Below are 17,797 nucleotides of genomic sequence, written 5' to 3'. Positions count from 1 at the left end.
AAGGCTGGGTCGACCCAGTGTGTCAGGGCGGGCTGGAGGCCAGCCGCGCCGGCGGACGGTTGGGCCGTGGCATCGGTGCACGGGGGATCAAGCCAATGCCGTTGTGGACCGATCCAGCGATGCCCCGTCCTTTCACGGTTTGGACATCCGCCAGAACCAGGCCGGTGGAGCTGCCTCCATCGAGGTTCAGCGCCTCCTTGAGGCCGCGCTGTTTCAGGAGTAACGCCGTTTCCATCAAGGTCGGCCCGGCGTTATTGACCCCCTGCAGGGTGATCAGCCACAGCTGACGTCCGTCGCTGGCGATCACGGTTCTTGGGGCGCCCTGACGGATGAAGCCAGGGCTGAATCCCTCCGCTTGGCCGTTGAGGGCCACCAGCCCAGAGCGCAGCAGCAGCGGGCCACCGCCGACCACAAAGGGTTTGTCCCCAACGACGGAAGTCGATCGGCTGCTGAGCACGAGGCGTTCTCCCGGCTGCCAGTCGACCTGAACCCCGCCGCGGGCCACCAACAGTTCATCCCCGGCGCGCAAGGGGACCCCGGGTTGGGGAATGCCCTCGATGCGCTGTTGCACAACGCCATTGCGGAGCACGAACCCCAGTTCTTGGCCGGTTAACGGCTGATAGCGCGGACCCCAGGCTTCGGTGTAGCGGGCCAGTCCCTTCTGGACGTAGCCGCTGTTCAGGCTGATCAGCGACCAGCGCCGTTGGCGTGGATCGAGCACGCTCTCCTGAAGCCTGAGTCGATCGAACTGGGGAAGTTCACCATCGCCCCAGCCCACGGCCCCCCGATTCAGGATCGGTCCTGAGAGCCACTGGCCGTTGTCCTTGAGCGCCCCCAGGGGAAGCCGGTTCACGCGATTGAAAAAGCCGCCATTGATGGCGATCAGGGCCGATTCATTGCGGGCCAGCTGACTGAGGCTGCTGAGGCCCTTCATCCCGTTGCTTCGGTTGAGCGGGCGCAGGTCGACCGGGACTCGGCGTGGATCGAGCTGGACGCTGTTGATCAGGACCTGGCGGTTGCCGATGCGGTCCACCGTTCGATTGAGGGCTAGCCCCTGGCGCTGCAGGGTCGCAAGGGCGGTGTTGGGGCTGGTGCCGCTCGGGCGATTGAGGCTGGTGAGTGCGGTGTCGCTGGGCAGGTCGAGGACCAGGCGCCAAGGCCGGCCCAGGGTTAGGCGTTCCCCTTTGGCCTCCAGCTGCAGCCAGCCGTTCTCTTGGCGGGGTTTCAGCCCCAGCCCTGCCAGTTGCCGCAGTTGCTCTGGGTTGCCTTCGGCACTGATGGCCAGTTGGCCGTCATCGCTGCGCACCAGCGCCGGGGCCTTGAGGTCAAGGACCACGCGCCGGCCGCTGATGCCGTTGTCCCTGGCGCGGATCGCTTCTAGGGGGCGAACCGGGAGCTCCAGGCTCAGTTCGTTTTTCCCGAAGGGCTCAAAGCTCACGCCGACGCGGCGCAGCAGGTCGCTGACTGGAACAGCGACCTCATCCCCCAGGCTCTGTTGTCGCCTGGCGGGAAGGCTGATTTCGCTGCCAAACCATTCCAGTTGCAGCATGCCCCGCTCTCCGCTGGAGCGCTGGACGCCGAGCTGGTTCTCCAGGAATTCGAGGGTGAGCCAGAGCTCGCCCCGTTCGATGCGCCAGCGGGCTGGTTGCGTGCGTCCGTTGGCGCGAATCAGTGACCCTTCCGCCTGCCGGATCGGTCTCACCTCGGCCGGTGGCGGAGGCGGTGGAATGAGCGGGATCCCGGGATGCAGGGCTGCCAGGACGGGCATCAAAGCCATGAAGCAGCCCGCTCAGTCTCGAAACGCTAGCGACCTTGGAGCGGTCCGCCAGCACTTGCTTGAGTTGCAGGTGGTCCAGCTTTTAGATTCAGAAGCTCGCAGCGGGACCGAGGTTTAGGGCGATCCGTCGCCTTCCGTTCGGTCGACCCGGCTGCTTCGTTACTACCGATAGACCTGTTGTCGCTGGGCTATGCCGCTGTCTTCTCGTCCTGTTTGGCCCCATTGCGACAGCCCCGCCCCGGCAGAGGTGGCCGGCGAGAAGGATGCCTGCGGCGTTGGTTTTCTGGCGAACCTCAAAGGTGAGACCAGCCACTGGGTCCTGAAGCAGGCCCTGCGCGGTCTGGACTGCATGGAGCACCGCGGCGGCTGCGGCGGCGATGGCGATTCCGGCGATGGCGCCGGTGTGCTCTGCGGCATCCCCTGGACCTATCTCGAGGCGGTTTGGCCTGAAGCTGCCGCCGCCTCAGCTGCAACCCGTGGTTTGGGCATGGTGTTCCTGCCTGCCGAGGCGGGCAAGCGCGATCAAGCCAAGGCCTTTTGCGACGAGGAAGCTCAGGCCCTGGGACTGCGCAGCCTGGGCTGGCGCAGCGTTCCCGTGGACCCCAGCGTCTTAGGTCCCCTGGCCCGCGGCACGGCTCCAGTGATTGAGCAGTGGCTGCTCGCCGCCGATTGCGATGGTGACGCCCTCGAGGCCCTGCTGTTCCGCCTGCGGCGCCGCTGCGGCGATCGTGCGCGCAGTGTCTGGGGTGCCGTCCCAAGCGACCTTTACTTCGCGTCCTTGAGCAGCCGGACGGTTGTCTACAAGGGCATGGTCCGCTCGGAGGTCCTCTCCGCCTACTACGGGGACCTTCGCGATGAACGCTTCGCGGTCAGTTTCGCGGTCTATCACCGTCGTTTCAGCACCAACACGCTGCCCCGCTGGCCCCTGGCCCAGCCGATGCGTCTCCTGGGCCACAACGGCGAGATCAACACCCTTCTGGGGAACCTGAATTGGGCCCGCGCCGCCGAGGCTGACCTCGATGCGGTTTGGGGCGAGGCCGCCTCGGACCTCAAGCCGGTGGTGAATTCCGCCTTCAGCGATTCGGCCAACCTTGATGCCACCCTCGAGCTGCTGGTTCGCAGTGGTCGCCCGATCACCGAGAGCCTGCTGACCCTGGTGCCGGAGGCCTTCCGCGATCAGCCGGCCCTGGCTGACAAGCCAGCGGTCCAGGCCTTCTATGAGTACTCGGCCTGCACCCAGGAGCCCTGGGATGGCCCAGCGCTTCTGGTCTTCGCCGATGGCCGCAGCGTTGGCGCCACCTTGGATCGCAATGGCCTGCGCCCGGCTCGCTACTGCATCACCAGCGACGGCTTTGTGGTGATGGGCTCGGAAACCGGCGTGGTGGAGCTCGAGGAAAGCCGGATCATCGAAAAGGGTCGCCTGGGCCCCGGCCAGATGTTGGCCGTTGATCTGGAGAACGGTCGCCTGCTCCATAACTGGGACGTCAAGCAAGAGGTGGCCGCGCGTCACCCCTACGGCCAGTGGTTGGCGGAGCACCGCCGCACCCTGACGGCCCAGCCCTGGACCCAGGAGCGCCAGCTGGCTGACCTGGAGCTGCTCCAGCAGCAAACCGCCTTTGGTTTCACCGCCGAGGACTTCGATCTGGTGATCGAGGACATGGCCGGTGCGGCCAAGGAGCCCACCTACTGCATGGGTGATGACATCCCCTTGGCGGTGCTCTCCGATAAGCCCCACCTTCTGTACGACTACTTCAAGCAGCGCTTCGCCCAGGTCACCAACCCGCCGATTGACCCCCTGCGGGAGAAGTTGGTGATGAGCCTGGAGATGCATCTGGGCAAGCGGGGCTCTCCCCTCAAGCCCGAGGCCGCCGCGGCAGCGGTTCTGCATCTCAACAGCCCGATCCTCAATGAGGCCGAGTTGGCGGCGGCCACCCAGCAGGGCATTGCCAGCCGCACGCTCTCGACCCTGATGCCGATCACCGGCGGACCGGCCGGCCTTGAGGCGGCACTGACCCAGCTCTGCAGCGACGCTGAAGCCGCCGTGCGCAGCGGCAACCAAATCCTGGTGCTCTCTGACCGGGGAATCACGGCAACCACGTCCTATATCCCCCCGCTCCTGGCGGTGGGTGCGGTGCACCATCACCTGCTGAACCAGGGACTGCGCCTGCAGACCTCCCTGGTGGCTGAGACCGCCCAGTGCTGGAGCACCCACCACCTGGCTTGCCTGATCGGCTACGGCGCCAGCGCTGTTTGCCCCTGGCTCACCTGGGAGACCACGCGTCATTGGCTGGCCCATCCCAAGACGCAGAAATTGATTGAGCGGGGCAAGCTGCCCGCCCTGACCCCCGATCAGGTCCAGGCCAATGTGCGCAAGGCCCTCGAAGACGGTCTACGCAAGATCCTCTCCAAGATCGGTATCTCCCTGCTGGCCAGCTACCACGGAGCCCAGATCTTCGAGGCGATCGGTGTCGGTGCCGATCTGATCGAGCGGGCCTTCAAGGGCACCACCAGCCGCGTGGCTGGTCTGAGCCTGGCGGAATTGGCCAGCGAGACGCTGACCTTCCACGCCAAGGCGTTCCCAGAACTCAACCGCACCAAGCTCGAGTTCATGGGCTTTGTGCAGTACCGGACCGGCGGGGAATACCACCTCAACAGCCCGGAGATGACCAAGGCGCTCCATGCGGCGATCAAGCAGGGGCCCGGCTACGACCACTTCTCCACCTACAAAACCCTGGTGGAGAACCGTCCGGTGACGGCCCTGCGGGACCTTCTGGAGCTGCAACCCGCCGCCACTCCGCTGCCCCTCGATCAGGTCGAGAGCATCGAGAGCATCTGTGAGCGCTTCTGCACCGGCGGCATGAGCTTGGGTGCCCTCTCGCGCGAAGCCCATGAAGTCTTGGCCGTCGCGATGAACCGCATCGGCGGCAAGAGCAACAGCGGTGAGGGCGGCGAGGACCCGGCTCGCTTCAAGGTCCTGGGGGATGTGAATGCGGAGGGCCTCTCCGCCACCCTGCCCTCGATCAAGGGTCTGAAAAACGGGGACACCGCCTGCTCTGCGATCAAGCAGATCGCCTCGGGCCGCTTTGGCGTGACCCCCGAGTACCTGCGCAGCGGCAAGCAGCTCGAGATCAAGGTGGCCCAAGGGGCCAAGCCCGGTGAAGGCGGCCAGCTCCCCGGTCCGAAGGTCGATCCCTACATCGCCTGGTTGCGCAACAGCAAGCCTGGGGTGGCCTTGATCTCACCGCCGCCTCACCACGACATCTATTCGATCGAGGATCTGGCGCAGCTCATCCATGACCTGCACCAGGTGCATCCCGCCGCCAAGGTCAGCGTCAAGCTGGTGGCTGAGATCGGCATCGGCACCATCGCGGCAGGTGTGGCCAAGGCCAATGCCGATGTCATCCAGATCTCTGGCCATGACGGCGGCACCGGTGCCTCGCCCCTGAGCTCGATCAAGCATGCCGGCGGTCCCTGGGAACTCGGTCTGACCGAGGTTCACCGGGCTCTGCTGGAGAACGGCCTGCGTGATCGCGTGCTGCTGCGGGCCGATGGCGGCCTGAAGACCGGCTGGGACGTGGTCATCGCCGCCCTGCTGGGCGCTGAGGAATACGGCTTCGGTTCGATCGCGATGATCGCCGAGGGCTGCATCATGGCCCGCGTTTGCCACACCAATAACTGCCCGGTCGGCGTGGCCACCCAGAAGGAGGCCCTGCGCAAGCGCTTCACCGGTCTGCCTGAGCAGGTGGTGAACTTCTTCCTGTTCGTCGCCGAGGAAGTGCGTCAGCTGATGAGCGTGCTGGGCGTGGCCCGTCTGGAGGACCTGATTGGTCGCTCGGACCTGCTGAAGCCCCGCTCTGTGCAGCTGGCGAAAACCAAGGCCCTGGATCTCTCCTGCCTGCTGGATCCCATCCCCCAGGCGGCCGATCGCGCCTGGTTGCGCCACGCCGAGGCGGCCCATGGCAACGGCGTGATCCTTGAGGATCAGCTGCTGGCTGATGCCGAGCTGATGGCGGCCATTGAGAACCACGGCCAGCTCGCCAGGACCCTGCCGATCATCAACACCGATCGCAGCGTCTGCGCCCGTCTGGGCGGTGAGATCGCGGCTCGCCATGGCAACACCGGCTTCCAGGGACAACTCGACCTCACCTATGAGGGTGCGGCGGGACAGAGCTTTGGCGCATTCACCGTTCAGGGCATGAATGTGCGCCTGGTGGGTGAGGCCAACGACTACGTCGGCAAAGGCATCAACGGTGGTCGCATCACCGTCGTTCCCCCTGCCGGTGGCAATGATCCCGGTGCCCAGGTGATCCTGGGGAACACCTGCCTCTATGGCGCCACCGGTGGTGAGCTCTTTGCCCTCGGCCGTGCCGGTGAGCGTTTCGCTGTGCGCAACAGCGGCGTCAAGACCGTGGTGGAAGGCGCCGGCGACCACTGCTGCGAATACATGACCGGTGGTGTGGTCGTGGTGCTCGGCAGCACGGGCCGCAACGTGGGCGCCGGCATGACCGGTGGCGTCACCTTCATCCTCGATGAGAACGGTGGTCTGCGCGATCGCGTCAACCCTGAGATCGTCGAGATCTGTGAGCTCACGACCCCTGAGCAGGAGGCCATGCTCAAGCCTCTGCTCGAGGCCCATCTCGCGGCCACCGGCAGCAGCAAGGCGTCCACGATCCTGGGCGACTGGTCCAGCTGGAAAGGGCGCTTCAAGGTGCTGGTTCCCCCCAGCGAGAAGGCCAACGTCGGCCTGGCGGAGCGGGAGGCGGTGGCGGCCTGAGCCGCCGGTTCTCCGCTCCTTCGGGTTCGGTTGCTGCACCACTGGGTCGGCTCACCCCACCCTTTGGTTCGGCTGGCCCGACCGCTGCAATCCGAGACCGTCCATAGCGTTTGGGCAACCGCAACGGAGCCATGCCTCCTGAGTTCGCCCAACCCTTTCAACAGCTCTTTGCCCGCCAGATGACCCTGGCCCTGCTCGAGCACTGTGTCCGCCTGGATGCTCCCGTGAGCCTGGTGAACCAGCGCCTGGATGCCCTTGGGGACTGCCCTGAGGCCCAGGCTCTGGAAGCTGAATTTCTGCTGGAGCCCCAGGCTTAAGCCAGGCCTAGCGGGGGTGCAGCTGCATCAGGCGCTGCACCTCACCGGCGTGATAGCTGCTGCGGGTCAGGGGAGTGCTGACCACCTGCAGGAAGCCCAGCTCCTGCTCGCCGTGGAGACGGAAGCGCTCGAATTGCTCGGGGGTGACGAACCGATCCACCGGCAGGTGCTTCGGCCCCGGGGAGAGGTACTGGCCGATCGTGACGATGTCGACCCGGTGTTCCCTGAGATCCAGCAGGGTCTCGATCACTTCCTCGTCGCTTTCCCCAAGGCCGACCATCAGGCCGGACTTGCTGTAGGCCTTCGGCCAGCGCTCCCGCACCTGCAGCAGCAGCTCGAGCGAGCGTTCGTAGATCCCCTGGGGTCTGGCTTTTTTGTAGAGCCTGGGCACCGTCTCGATGTTGTGGTTCAGCACATCGGGGCCGGCCTCCATCACCGTGGCCAGGGCATCCCAGTCCCCGCAGAAATCAGGGATCAGCAGCTCAATGGTGGTCTGGGGAGAGCGCTGGCGGACCGCCTCGATGCAGGCCACAAATTGGCTGGCTCCGCCATCGCTCAGGTCGTCGCGATTCACCGAGGTGATCACCACATGCTTCAGGCCCAGCCGCGCGGTGGCTTCCCCCAGGCGCTCGGGCTCGGTCGGATCGAGGCTGCGAACGCTCTTGTCGAAATCGATGTCGCAGTAGGGGCAGGCCCGGGTGCAGCCCGGCCCCATGATCAAAAAGGTCGCCGTGCCCCCGGCGAAGCACTCGCCGATGTTCGGGCAGCTGGCCTCCTGGCAGACGGTGTTGAGCTTGAGATCCAGCAGCAGATCGGCCACTTCCCCGATCCGTTCCCGCTGGGGAGCTTTGACGCGCAGCCAGTCGGGTTTCAGCAAGGGATGAGGAGCGCGCCGAAGGCACCAAAGGGCTGGCTGACTCTAGGAAGCGACTGGTCCACCATCTCCTACACTCCGCCCATCGGGATGTAGCGCAGCTTGGTAGCGCACTTCGTTCGGGACGAAGGGGCCGCAGGTTCGAATCCTGTCATCCCGATTCTTATTGCAGCTCTGCGCCTGGATATCCCCTCGGGGTGACCATTCGGCCGTCCTCGGCGCGACTGCTGCTGTTGCCGATCAGCACCAGGGTGAGCATGTCCACCTGCTCGATCGGAAGACCGCCGAGTTCGTGCAGGGTCACCTGCTCTTCGGGGCGCCCGAGTTGGCGAGCGAGGACCACAGGCGTGCTGGCAGGCCGTCCGGAGAGCAGAAGCTGCTGGGCCCGCTCCAGCTGCCAATCCCTGCCCTTGGAGCGCGGGTTGTAGAGGGCGACGACAAAGTCGCCTGCCGCCGCTGCCACCAGGCGCTTTTCGATCACCTCCCAAGGGGTCAGACGGTCGCTCAGGCTGATGGTGCAGAAGTCGTGCATCAACGGTGCTCCGGCCCGGGCCGCGGCAACCTGCAGGGCTGAGATGCCGGGATGGACCTCGAAGCCCGGACGGTCCAGGGGATCGAGCTCGAGCCAGAGCTCCAGGGCCAGTCCCGCCATCCCATAGATGCCGCTATCCCCCGAGGAGACCAAGGAGACGGTCTGTCCCTCGCAGGCCAGGCGCAGCGCCTGCCTGCAGCGTTCTCGCTCTTGGGTCAGCTGACCGTCACTGCGCAGTTGATCGGGGCGGCGCAGCGGTTCAAGCAAATCCAGGTAGAGCCCGTAGCCGACCCAAACGCAGCTCTGGCTGAGGGCCGCTTTGGCGTCCGGGGTCAGGAGGTCCAGCCGTCCTGGCCCACTGCCGATCAGATGCAACTGGCCGCGATGGGGTGCCCATTGACTGGCGGCCAGGGCCAGAGCTGCGGTCGCCGCTCCCTGTTCCCCTGCTTCGGCGCGGCTGATCTGCTTTTCGGCCAGCAGCGTTGCCTCCGGGCCCGCCGCCAGAAGGGCCGAGGCCTCCGCCACGCTGGCGGTTCCCAGTTCGGCCGCGACCACGGCGGAGGGGTTGGGAACCTCCACCGGTGCCAGGCGCTCAGCGCTGAAGCAGCGCAGGGGCCAGCCGCGCTGGTTGGCCAGCGCCAAGAGCGCCGGCTCATCCGCTTTGCGATCGGCACTGGCCAGGCCTGCGATCGCCTCCGGTGCGATCTGGTGTTGCGCGATCAGTTGGTCGCAGCAGCGCTCCAGCAGGCTCAGGCTGGTGTTGCGCTCGCAGCCCATTCCCAGCCAGACGCTGGGCGGGTGCCAGCGGCAGCCCGGATCCGCCCCGACCCCGACTGAAATCCTTTGTGTGGCGGCCTCGGCCCCTGGCGCCAGGCCGGGGAGTTCTTGCCAGCGGGAATTGCCCTGCAGGTGTTGGGCCTCCAGCGCCTCGCCGCGGGCGGCGGCCTTCATGAGCGCGTCCCAGGGGCCGTTGTTGCGTCTCCAGCCCCAGGCCTGACCAAAGCTGTCCAAGGCAACTCGGCCCTCGCCATGGGCGGCACCGGTGATCACCGCCTCCCCCTGGCAGCGGGCCGCCAGGGTCTGAGCCAGGGCCTCGCCACCAGCCCCGTGGCCTCCCAGTAGGGGGATGGCAAAGCGTCCGCTTGGATCCAGGACGACCACCGCTGGGTCGCTGGCCTTGCTCTCGAGCTGAGGCGCGATCAGTCGGGTGATGGCCCCACAGGCCCCGACGGCCACAAAGGCCCGACTTGTGCTCCAGTTGGCCTCGAGCAGGGCCTGCAGTTCCCCAGGCCCCCAGTGGTTTCCATCGGCCGGGCTGGCCAGACGGTCAATCTCACCTGATTGCAGGAGGCGTCGCAGCAGCGGGAGGCCGCTGGCGCTGAGGCTGAATCCCCAAATCAGGCTGTCGTTCATCCCCCCAGCTTCGCCTTCAGGCCGGCCAAGGGACCCTTGGGCTGCGCTTCGATCAGGGACCCGTCACTGCTGACCAAATCCCGCGCCGATCCACCCAGGCGACTGCTCGGAGCTGTGCGCTCTGCGGGCACAGTTGTTACTGGTGCTGGCGTGGGTGCCACCGCAGTGGGTGCAGGAGGCGTCGGTTCTTCTTCGGGTGCCGAGGGGGGCTCCGCAGGAGCAGGTTCCGGCTCGGGATCGGCTGGGGCGGGTGTCGCCTCAGCTGCCATTGGCAGTTCGGTGGGATCCGGGCGTGTCTCCTCCGAGGGAGCTGTCAGAGGAGCTGGCTGGGGCTCAGGGCGCTCCGGTTCGCTCGCTTCAGGCGGCGCAGCCTGGGCTGGAGCGGCCTCGGGTTCCTTGGTCTGGATCTCGGCGGCTGGAGGCGTGACGGGTTCTGGCTCCGGGGTGCCACTGAGGGCCGCGAGGGCTTGAGCGCTCAGCGTGGCCTGTTGCCAGCTCGGCCTGGGGCTGGAGTCGATCACCACCTCACGCACCACGCTGTTGAAGGGTGGGTTGAGGGGGTCTCCTCGGCCGTCCAGCAATTCCAGTTGCACCGCATTGCTGCCCCGCTTGAGGCCCTTGAGCCAAAGCGGTGTCTGCCGGTCCACCAGAAAGCTGTCGCCGTTCACGCTGACCCGCAGGCGCCAACGGGCATCGTCATCGCGCAGGTGCTGCAGCGGTGCGTCGATCAACAACCAGTCGATCAGGACCGGCTCGTTGTGCTGCAGGTCCGAGGGACTGGCCGCAATCAGCTGCGGGGAGCCCGAAGCCGGCAGTTGGGACGGATTGCGGGCGACCCGATGCAGGCGTAACTGCTGACTGGCTCCTGGGGCTTTGACCACTTCCCCCCAGGGCCTGGCGGCGAAGACCGTCAGGCGATGGCTGCCAGGGCTGAGCTCCGGCATGGAGAGTCCCTGGGCTTCGGCTGCGCTGCTGATGCGCCTAGGGGGTTGATCGTCGAGTTGAACGACCAGGTGGGGGCCCAGTCCGTTGGTTTCGTCGTCGTAGAGGGGCCAGTCCTGAACCTTCAGCTTCAGCGTCCAGGGGCCGGCCGGAAGAGTGCTGTCATTTGCAGGGGACAACACCTCGATCTGTGGCGCCAGGTCGTTCAACCTTTCGCGGACTTGTTGCACTGCTCCTGGTGGGGCAACTTCCTGCAGCTGTCCACTTGGTTTGGAGCTGGTGACTGGAGAGGGTTCTGACCTGCTCCCTCTTGCGCTGGTGCCGGATGTGCAGCCACTGGCGACCATGAGCAACACCGAGAGCACCACGGCCGAGATGGCCTTTAGTGCTGACTGGCGCATGCGCTTGCCTCTCCCCACTCGTTTGGGCGAATGACTGAACACATTCTGCAGGTTTGCGGACTATTTGACCGGAAGGACTAGCGGATTCTCGATAAATAGGGCTATGGAAATGGCCTTATTTGCTTAACAAGACGGGGGCAATCTGAGAAAACTTGATGATTCTTTGCTCCCGCGAGAACTCAGTCCCTGACTGGCCCGACTCCGGGTTGAACCTTTGTAACTGCTGGGCCGAGAGGCTTGGATTCCGCTTTTATACTTCCGCCAGCGGTCCCCTTATTGGGGCCCAAAGCGCCAGTCAGGAAGAGCAGTTTCGGCCTCGGTCGAAGCGGGTTTTCTTGGCCCGGCGCCCATGGCGCGAGTCCTTGGCTTGCGTCCGTGGCTCCACTGGAGATCCCTCGCTTCGTCGAAGGATCAGCCCAGAAGGGTGGACCTCCACCTCGACCCCGTCCCTCGAGGAACCTCTCGATGACCATCAGCCCACCAGAGCGTGGGAAAACGGCGAAGGCCCAGGTCGACCGGGTGAACAACCCGGCCACCTTCGAACTGTTCGGTAAGCCCGGCCATTTCGATCGCAGCCTTGCCAAAGGTCCCAAAACCACAACCTGGGTTTGGAACCTCCACGCCAACGCTCACGACTTCGATAGCCACACCAGCGATCTCGAAGAGGTCAGCCGGAAGATTTTTTCGGCCCACTTCGGTCACCTGGCTGTGATCTTTGTTTGGCTGAGCGGCGCCTTCTTCCACGGTGCTCGCTTCTCCAACTACTCCGGCTGGCTCGCCGACCCCACGCACGTGAAACCCAGTGCGCAGGTGGTTTGGCCTGTCTTTGGCCAAGAAATCCTTAACGGCGATGTGGGTGCCGGCTTCCACGGCATCCAGATCACTTCAGGCCTCTTCCACGTGTGGCGGGCCTGGGGCATCACCACTGAAACCCAGCTCATGGCCCTGGCCATCGGTGCTCTGGTGATGGCCGGTTTGATGCTCAATGCGGGCGTCTTCCACTACCACAAGGCAGCTCCCAAGCTCGAGTGGTTCCAGAACGTTGAGTCGATGCTCAACCACCATCTGGCCGGTCTGCTTGGTCTGGGTTCCCTGTCCTGGGCGGGTCACTTGATCCACGTGTCTCTGCCCACCACCGCGCTGATGGACGCCATCGATGCCGGCAGCCCCCTGTCGCTCAATGGCAAGACCATCGCCACCGTGGCGGACATCCCCCTGCCCCACGAGTTCTTTAACCAGGACCTGCTGGCTCAGCTGTTCCCCGGTTTCGGCGCTGGCATCAATGCCTTCTTCACCGGTAACTGGGCGGCCTACAGCGATTTCCTCACCTTTAAAGGTGGTCTGAATCCTGTGACCGGCAGCATGTGGATGAGCGACATCGCTCACCACCACCTGGCGATCGCCGTGCTCTTCATCGTTGCCGGTCACATGTACCGGACCAACTGGGGCATCGGCCACAGCATCAAGGAGATCCTCGAGGGCCAGAAGGGCGACCCCCTGCTCTTCCCCGCCAGCAAGGGCCACGACGGCCTTTACGAGTTCATGACCACCAGCTGGCACGCCCAGTTGGCTGTGAACCTGGCGCTGCTGGGCTCGCTGAGCATCATCGTTGCTCAGCACATGTACGCGATGCCTGCGTATCCCTACATCGGCATCGACTACCCCACGCAGCTGTCGATCTTCACCCACCACACCTGGATTGGTGGCTTCCTGATCGTTGGTGCTGGCGCCCACGCCGCCATCGCCATGATTCGCGACTACGACCCCGCCAAGCATGTGGACAACGTGCTCGACCGGGTGCTCAAGGCTCGCGATGCCCTGATCAGCCACCTGAACTGGGTGTGCATCTGGCTCGGCTTCCACAGCTTCGGCCTCTACATCCACAACGACACCATGCGTGCCCTGGGACGTCCCCAGGACATGTTCAGCGACTCCGCCATTGCCCTGAAGCCCGTCTTCGCGCAGTGGATCCAGGGTCTGCACGCTGCTGCAGCCGGTAGCACCGCTCCCAACGCCCTTGCTGGCGTGAGCGAAGTGTTCAACGGCTCCGTGGTTGCCGTCGGCGGCAAGGTGGCCGCCGGTCCGATCCCCCTGGGGACGGCCGACTTCATGGTCCACCACATCCACGCCTTCACGATTCACGTGACGGTGCTGATCCTGCTGAAGGGTGTGCTCTATGCCCGCAGCAGCCGTCTGGTTCCCGACAAGGCGAACCTCGGTTTCCGCTTCCCCTGCGACGGCCCCGGCCGTGGCGGTACCTGCCAGGTGTCGGCTTGGGACCACGTGTTCCTGGGCCTGTTCTGGATGTACAACTCCCTGTCGATCGTCATCTTCCACTTCTCCTGGAAGATGCAGAGCGACGTGTGGGGCACCGTCAATGCTGACGGCTCCGTCTCCCACATCACCAATGGCAACTTTGCCAATAGCGCACTGACCATCAATGGCTGGCTGCGTGACTTCCTGTGGGCTCAGGCCGCACAGGTGATCAACAGCTATGGCTCTGCCACCAGTGCCTATGGCCTGATGTTCCTGGGTGCCCACTTCGTTTGGGCGTTCAGCTTGATGTTCCTGTTCAGTGGCCGCGGCTACTGGCAAGAGCTGATTGAGTCCATCGTCTGGGCTCACAACAAGCTGAAGGTTGCTCCCGCCATTCAGCCGCGGGCGCTCTCCATCACCCAGGGCCGTGCCGTTGGTGTTGCCCACTATCTGCTGGGCGGCATCGCGACCACCTGGTCGTTCTTCCTGGCCCGCATCATTGCGGTCGGCTGACCTCTCCTGACCTTTCCCAATGGCAACGAAATTTCCTTCGTTCAGCCAGGGTCTGGCACAGGACCCGACAACCCGTCGTATTTGGTACGGGATCGCCACGGCTCACGACTTCGAGAGCCATGACGGAATGACGGAGGAAAAGCTTTACCAAAAGCTTTTCTCCACCCATTTCGGTCACCTCGCGATCATCGGCCTCTGGGTTTCGGGCAACCTGTTCCACGTCGCCTGGCAGGGCAACTTCGAGCAGTGGGTCGCCGATCCTCTGCATGTCCGTCCCATCGCTCACGCGATCTGGGATCCCCACTTCGGCCAAGGCGCCATCACTGCCTTCACCCAGGCAGGCGCCTCCTCCCCGGTGAACATTGCGTACTCCGGCGTGTACCACTGGTGGTACACGATCGGCATGCGCACCAACGCCGAGCTGTACCAGGGTTCCATCTTCATGATGATCCTGTCGGCTTGGGCCCTGTTCGCTGGCTGGCTCCACCTTCAGCCCAAGTTCCGGCCTTCCCTGGCCTGGTTCAAGAACGCTGAGTCCCGCCTGAACCACCACCTCGCGGTGCTGTTCGGCTTCAGCTCCATCGCTTGGGCCGGTCACCTGGTTCACGTGGCCATTCCCGAATCCCGTGGTCAACACGTGGGTTGGGACAACTTCCTGAACGTGCTGCCTCACCCGGCAGGCCTGGCTCCCTTCTTCACTGGTAACTGGGGCGTCTACGCCCAGAATCCCGACACCGCCTATCAGGTGTTTGGTACCTCAGAAGGCGCTGGCACCGCGATCCTCACCTTCCTGGGTGGTTTCCACCCCCAAAGTGAGGCCCTCTGGCTGACCGACATTGCCCATCACCATCTGGCGATTGGCTGTCTGTTCGTGATCGCCGGTCACATGTACCGGACCAACTTCGGTATCGGTCACTCGATCCGCGAGATCCTCGAGGCTCACAACCCCCCCAACGGCACCCCTGGTGACCTGGGCGCTGGCCACAAGGGTCTTTACGACACCATCAACAACTCGCTCCACTTCCAGCTCGGTCTGGCCCTGGCTTCCCTGGGCGTTGTGACCAGCCTGGTGGCGCAGCACATGTATTCGATGCCGTCCTACGCGTTTATCGCCAAGGACTACACGACGCAGGCTGCCCTCTATACCCACCACCAGTACATCGCCATCTTCCTGATGTGCGGTGCCTTCGCTCACGGTGCGATCTTCTTCATCCGTGACTACGACCCCGAGGCCAACAAGAACAACGTTCTTGCTCGGATGCTCGAGCACAAAGAAGCGATCATCAGCCACCTGAGCTGGGTCTCCCTGTTCCTCGGCTTCCACACCCTGGGCCTCTACGTCCACAACGACGTGGTTGTTGCCTTCGGTACCCCCGAGAAGCAGATCCTGGTTGAGCCCGTCTTCGCACAGTTCGTGCAGGCCGCCTCTGGTAAGGCCATGTACGGCTTCGACGTGCTCCTCTCCAATGGCGCTAGCGCCGCTAGCAATGCCAGCGCCGCCTACATGGGCGGTTGGATGAACGCCATCAACGACGGTGGCAACGATCTGTTCCTGCAGATCGGCCCTGGTGACTTCCTGGTGCACCACGCCATCGCCCTGGGTCTGCACACCACCACCCTGATCCTGGTCAAGGGTGCTCTGGATGCCCGTGGCTCGAAGCTGATGCCCGACAAGAAGGACTTCGGCTACTCCTTCCCCTGCGACGGCCCCGGCCGTGGCGGTACCTGCGACATCAGTGCCTGGGACGCCTTCTACCTGGCTGTCTTCTGGGCCCTGAACACCGTGGGTTGGCTCACCTTCTACTGGCACTGGAAGCACCTCGCCATCTGGCAGGGCAACGTGGCTCAGTTCAACGAATCCAGCACCTACCTGATGGGCTGGTTCCGCGACTACCTGTGGCTCAACTCCTCTCAGCTGATCAACGGTTACAACCCGTTCGGCACGAACAACCTCGCCGTCTGGGCCTGGATGTTCCTGTTCGGTCACCTGATCTGGGCCACCGGCTTCATGTTCCTGATCTCCTGGCGCGGTTACTGGCAGGAACTGATCGAGACCATCGTCTGGGCTCACCAGCGCACCCCGCTCGCCAACCTGGTGGGCTGGCGCGACAAGCCTGTGGCTCTCTCGATCGTTCAGGCCCGTGTGGTTGGTCTGGCTCACTTCACCGTGGGCTACTTCGTGACCTACGCCGCCTTCTTGATCGCTTCCACCTCTGGCAAGTTCGGCTGATCCATAGCGATCACCCGCACACTTGCATCCCTTGAGGGACGACCAAGCGCCCCCGGCTCAGCCGGGGGCTTTTTTTTGGCTTCTCTCGCGGTTTGGGGCCTGAGCTAAGGCTTCGCAGTCGGTCCGTTGCCGGCGAGTAGCCAGGCCAGGCCAGCAAGGATCAGCCAAGGCAGCGGCCTGAGTTCAAACACAGCAGCGCTGAGCACCAGCAGGGGCTGAAACAGCCATTGATGCAGGCTCAGCAGGACCACCAGTAGAAGGGGCAACCAAGCCATGGCCGCTTAGCTCAGGAGCTCTTGGGGCATCACAGCACCAGCGCGCAGCAAGCGCCAACCGCCTCCTGGCTCCAGTGCGATCACTGTGCTGGCCTGCCCCGAGGGCGCTGGCCAGGGTTCGGGGGCCAAGCGCAGCAACTGGGGGAATCGCGCCTGCACCTCTTCAGCGCTTGTGCAGGGGTCTTCTCCCGAGCGATTGGTGCTCGTGGTGGCGAGGGGTCCGCTCAATCGCAGCAGGTCTCGGGCCTGCTCGCAGGCCGGAACGCGAAGGCCCAGGGCTGAGCCCCCCGGATTGAGTTGTTGCAGCAGCTCCCCTTTAGCCGGTACCACCAGCGTCAGGGCTCCGGGCCAGTGCAGTTCGATTAGCCGCAACCAGCTCGGTTCAGGCGTCATCCCCAGGTTGCTGAAGAGCTGTTCAGCATCAGCACCCATCAGGATCACCGGCTTGTTTTGAGGCCGCTCCTTGATTGTCCAGAGCAGCGAGGCGTGCTCTGGTCTGGTGGCCAGCGCCGGCAGGGTGTCCGTCGGGAAGACCCCGGCTTGGCCTTGCTGCAGTTCAGCGGCGAATTGACCGGCCTCAAGGGATTGGTTCATGGCCGGTTCTGCTCTGGTTGGAGCGGCCGCTGCGCCTTGGCGAAGCGCTGCACCCCCTCGAGGTCTTTGTGGGCCTGCACATTCACCAGTCCAGCCGCTTCGAGCAACTCCAGTACAGCCTTGCTCTGGTCGTAGTGGTGCTCAAGCAGTAGCCATCCCCCTGGCGCTAGGCCAAGTGCTGCTCCGCCAGCAATGGTTCGTAGGGCCTCCAAGCCATCGCTGCCCCCATTGAGTGCAAGTTCGGGCTCGTGCTCACGCACCACAGGTTCGAGCTGCGCCCAGACCGCAGCCGGGATGTAGGGCGGGTTGCTCACCACCAGATCCAGCTGGCCCCACTGATCTCGGATCGCGTCCCACCAGTCACCTTCTCTGAAGTCCAGGCAGGCTGAGCCCAGGATTGCTCTGGCGTTCCTCTCTGCCTGACGCAGCGCTTCGGCAGAACGATCGACGGCGAACCCCTGGGCGTTCGGTAGTCCCTTCGCCAGAGCGATGGCGATGCAGCCCGAGCCAGTGCCGAGGTCCGCCCAGCGCGGGGCTGAACCCAGTTGATCTCCCTTGGCACAGTCCAAGGCCAGATCAACCAGCACTTCAGTTTCTTGCCGAGGGATCAGCACGCCTGGTGCGACTTCGAGTTCGATGTCCCTCCAGGGACAGCGGCCAACGAGGTACTGAAGGGGGATGGCCTGCTCGAGGTGTTGACTCCAGATCTGCTCGAGCGTGCCGAGGTCCTGCTCCAACTCAATCTTGGATTCGGGGTAGAGCCTGAGCGCCTGTAACTGCTGCCAGCGCAGCCCGCCTTTGAGATCGAGCAACCAATCGAGCGCGCTGCTCTCGCCTCCCTGGCCGAGCATCGCCTGCCTCCAGCTCAGCACTGCCTTAGCCGTGAGCATCTCAGCCAT

The 17,797-nt window shown here is 64.5% G+C and carries 11 protein-coding genes and 1 tRNA gene; 5 read left to right on the top strand and 7 right to left on the bottom strand.

The window, feature by feature from the left end:
• Positions 1 to 22 precede the first annotated feature (22 nt).
• Positions 23 to 1,768, bottom strand: coding sequence for a phosphodiester glycosidase family protein (locus QZ186_RS06730; RefSeq protein ID WP_296416226.1), 1,746 nt, complete (start codon positions 1,766 to 1,768; stop codon positions 23 to 25).
• 199 nt (positions 1,769 to 1,967) lie between these two features.
• Between QZ186_RS06730 and gltB the strand changes: the two genes are divergently transcribed.
• Together gltB and QZ186_RS06720 are read left to right on the top strand one after the other, a co-directional pair.
• Entirely contained in the window at positions 1,968 to 6,551 is a 4,584-nt protein-coding gene (gene gltB / locus QZ186_RS06725; RefSeq protein ID WP_296416225.1) for a glutamate synthase large subunit, read from the top strand.
• A gap of 131 nt (positions 6,552 to 6,682) precedes the next feature.
• Positions 6,683 to 6,868 carry a hypothetical protein gene (locus tag QZ186_RS06720; RefSeq protein ID WP_043705403.1) on the top strand — a complete coding sequence of 62 codons (186 nt, stop codon included), beginning with the start codon at positions 6,683 to 6,685 and terminating at the stop codon, positions 6,866 to 6,868.
• A gap of 7 nt (positions 6,869 to 6,875) precedes the next feature.
• Here QZ186_RS06720 and lipA read toward each other — a convergent pair whose 3' ends face one another.
• On the bottom strand, positions 6,876 to 7,745 hold the full coding sequence (gene lipA / locus QZ186_RS06715) for a lipoyl synthase (RefSeq protein ID WP_296416224.1): 870 nt from the start codon (positions 7,743 to 7,745) through the stop codon (positions 6,876 to 6,878).
• 83 nt (positions 7,746 to 7,828) lie between these two features.
• Between lipA and QZ186_RS06710 the strand changes: the two genes are divergently transcribed.
• Positions 7,829 to 7,902, top strand: a tRNA-Pro gene (locus tag QZ186_RS06710).
• Between the two features lie 3 nt (positions 7,903 to 7,905).
• On the opposite strand, the gene cobJ is transcribed toward QZ186_RS06710, so the two are convergent.
• Together cobJ and QZ186_RS06700 are read right to left on the bottom strand one after the other, a co-directional pair.
• Positions 7,906 to 9,687 (bottom strand): precorrin-3B C(17)-methyltransferase, encoded by a 1,782-nt coding sequence (gene cobJ, locus QZ186_RS06705; protein WP_296416223.1) that lies wholly within the window; start codon positions 9,685 to 9,687, stop codon positions 7,906 to 7,908.
• Positions 9,684 to 10,811: a hypothetical protein gene (locus QZ186_RS06700; RefSeq protein ID WP_296416222.1), complete on the bottom strand. Its 1,128-nt coding sequence runs from the start codon at positions 10,809 to 10,811 to the stop codon at positions 9,684 to 9,686. The genes cobJ and QZ186_RS06700 overlap by 4 nt, the downstream gene beginning before the upstream one ends.
• Positions 10,812 to 11,495: 684 nt before the next feature.
• Here QZ186_RS06700 and psaA point away from each other — a divergent pair.
• Together psaA and psaB are read left to right on the top strand one after the other, a co-directional pair.
• Positions 11,496 to 13,799: a photosystem I core protein PsaA gene (gene psaA, locus QZ186_RS06695; RefSeq protein ID WP_247476247.1), complete on the top strand. Its 2,304-nt coding sequence runs from the start codon at positions 11,496 to 11,498 to the stop codon at positions 13,797 to 13,799.
• A 19-nt stretch (positions 13,800 to 13,818) separates the two neighbouring features.
• Entirely contained in the window at positions 13,819 to 16,029 is a 2,211-nt protein-coding gene (psaB, locus tag QZ186_RS06690; RefSeq protein WP_247476245.1) for a photosystem I core protein PsaB, read from the top strand.
• Between the two features lie 104 nt (positions 16,030 to 16,133).
• On the opposite strand, the gene QZ186_RS06685 is transcribed toward psaB, so the two are convergent.
• The 3 genes from QZ186_RS06685 to prmC are packed head-to-tail and all read right to left on the bottom strand — an operon-like array spanning position 16,134 to position 17,797.
• On the bottom strand, positions 16,134 to 16,304 hold the full coding sequence (locus QZ186_RS06685) for a hypothetical protein (protein ID WP_010314664.1): 171 nt from the start codon (positions 16,302 to 16,304) through the stop codon (positions 16,134 to 16,136).
• Between the two features lie 6 nt (positions 16,305 to 16,310).
• On the bottom strand, positions 16,311 to 16,898 hold the full coding sequence (locus QZ186_RS06680) for an L-threonylcarbamoyladenylate synthase (protein ID WP_296416221.1): 588 nt from the start codon (positions 16,896 to 16,898) through the stop codon (positions 16,311 to 16,313).
• On the bottom strand, positions 16,895 to 17,797 hold the full coding sequence (gene prmC, locus QZ186_RS06675) for a peptide chain release factor N(5)-glutamine methyltransferase (protein ID WP_296416220.1): 903 nt from the start codon (positions 17,795 to 17,797) through the stop codon (positions 16,895 to 16,897). Before prmC ends, QZ186_RS06680 begins: the two co-directional genes overlap by 4 nt.

Source organism: Vulcanococcus sp. DEBay_Sum29NL08_54 (assembly GCF_017859255.1).
GTDB lineage: Bacteria > Cyanobacteriota > Cyanobacteriia > PCC-6307 > Cyanobiaceae > Vulcanococcus.
Note: the sequence above shows the minus strand (reverse complement) of the source record. Positions and strands in the feature narration are given on the sequence as shown.

Bases quoted from the DNA above. Each gene is read 5' to 3' on its own strand.
- QZ186_RS06730 (WP_296416226.1), bottom strand. From the start codon at position 1,768: ATGCCCGTCCTGGCAGCCCTGCATCCCGGGATCCCGCTCATTCCACCG.
- gltB (WP_296416225.1), top strand. From the start codon at position 1,968: ATGCCGCTGTCTTCTCGTCCTGTTTGGCCCCATTGCGACAGCCCCGCC.
- QZ186_RS06720 (WP_043705403.1), top strand. From the start codon at position 6,683: ATGCCTCCTGAGTTCGCCCAACCCTTTCAACAGCTCTTTGCCCGCCAG.
- cobJ (WP_296416223.1), bottom strand. From the start codon at position 9,687: ATGAACGACAGCCTGATTTGGGGATTCAGCCTCAGCGCCAGCGGCCTC.
- psaA (WP_247476247.1), top strand. From the start codon at position 11,496: ATGACCATCAGCCCACCAGAGCGTGGGAAAACGGCGAAGGCCCAGGTC.
- psaB (WP_247476245.1), top strand. From the start codon at position 13,819: ATGGCAACGAAATTTCCTTCGTTCAGCCAGGGTCTGGCACAGGACCCG.
- QZ186_RS06685 (WP_010314664.1), bottom strand. From the start codon at position 16,304: ATGGCTTGGTTGCCCCTTCTACTGGTGGTCCTGCTGAGCCTGCATCAA.
- QZ186_RS06680 (WP_296416221.1), bottom strand. From the start codon at position 16,898: ATGAACCAATCCCTTGAGGCCGGTCAATTCGCCGCTGAACTGCAGCAA.
- prmC (WP_296416220.1), bottom strand. From the start codon at position 17,797: ATGGCTGAGATGCTCACGGCTAAGGCAGTGCTGAGCTGGAGGCAGGCG.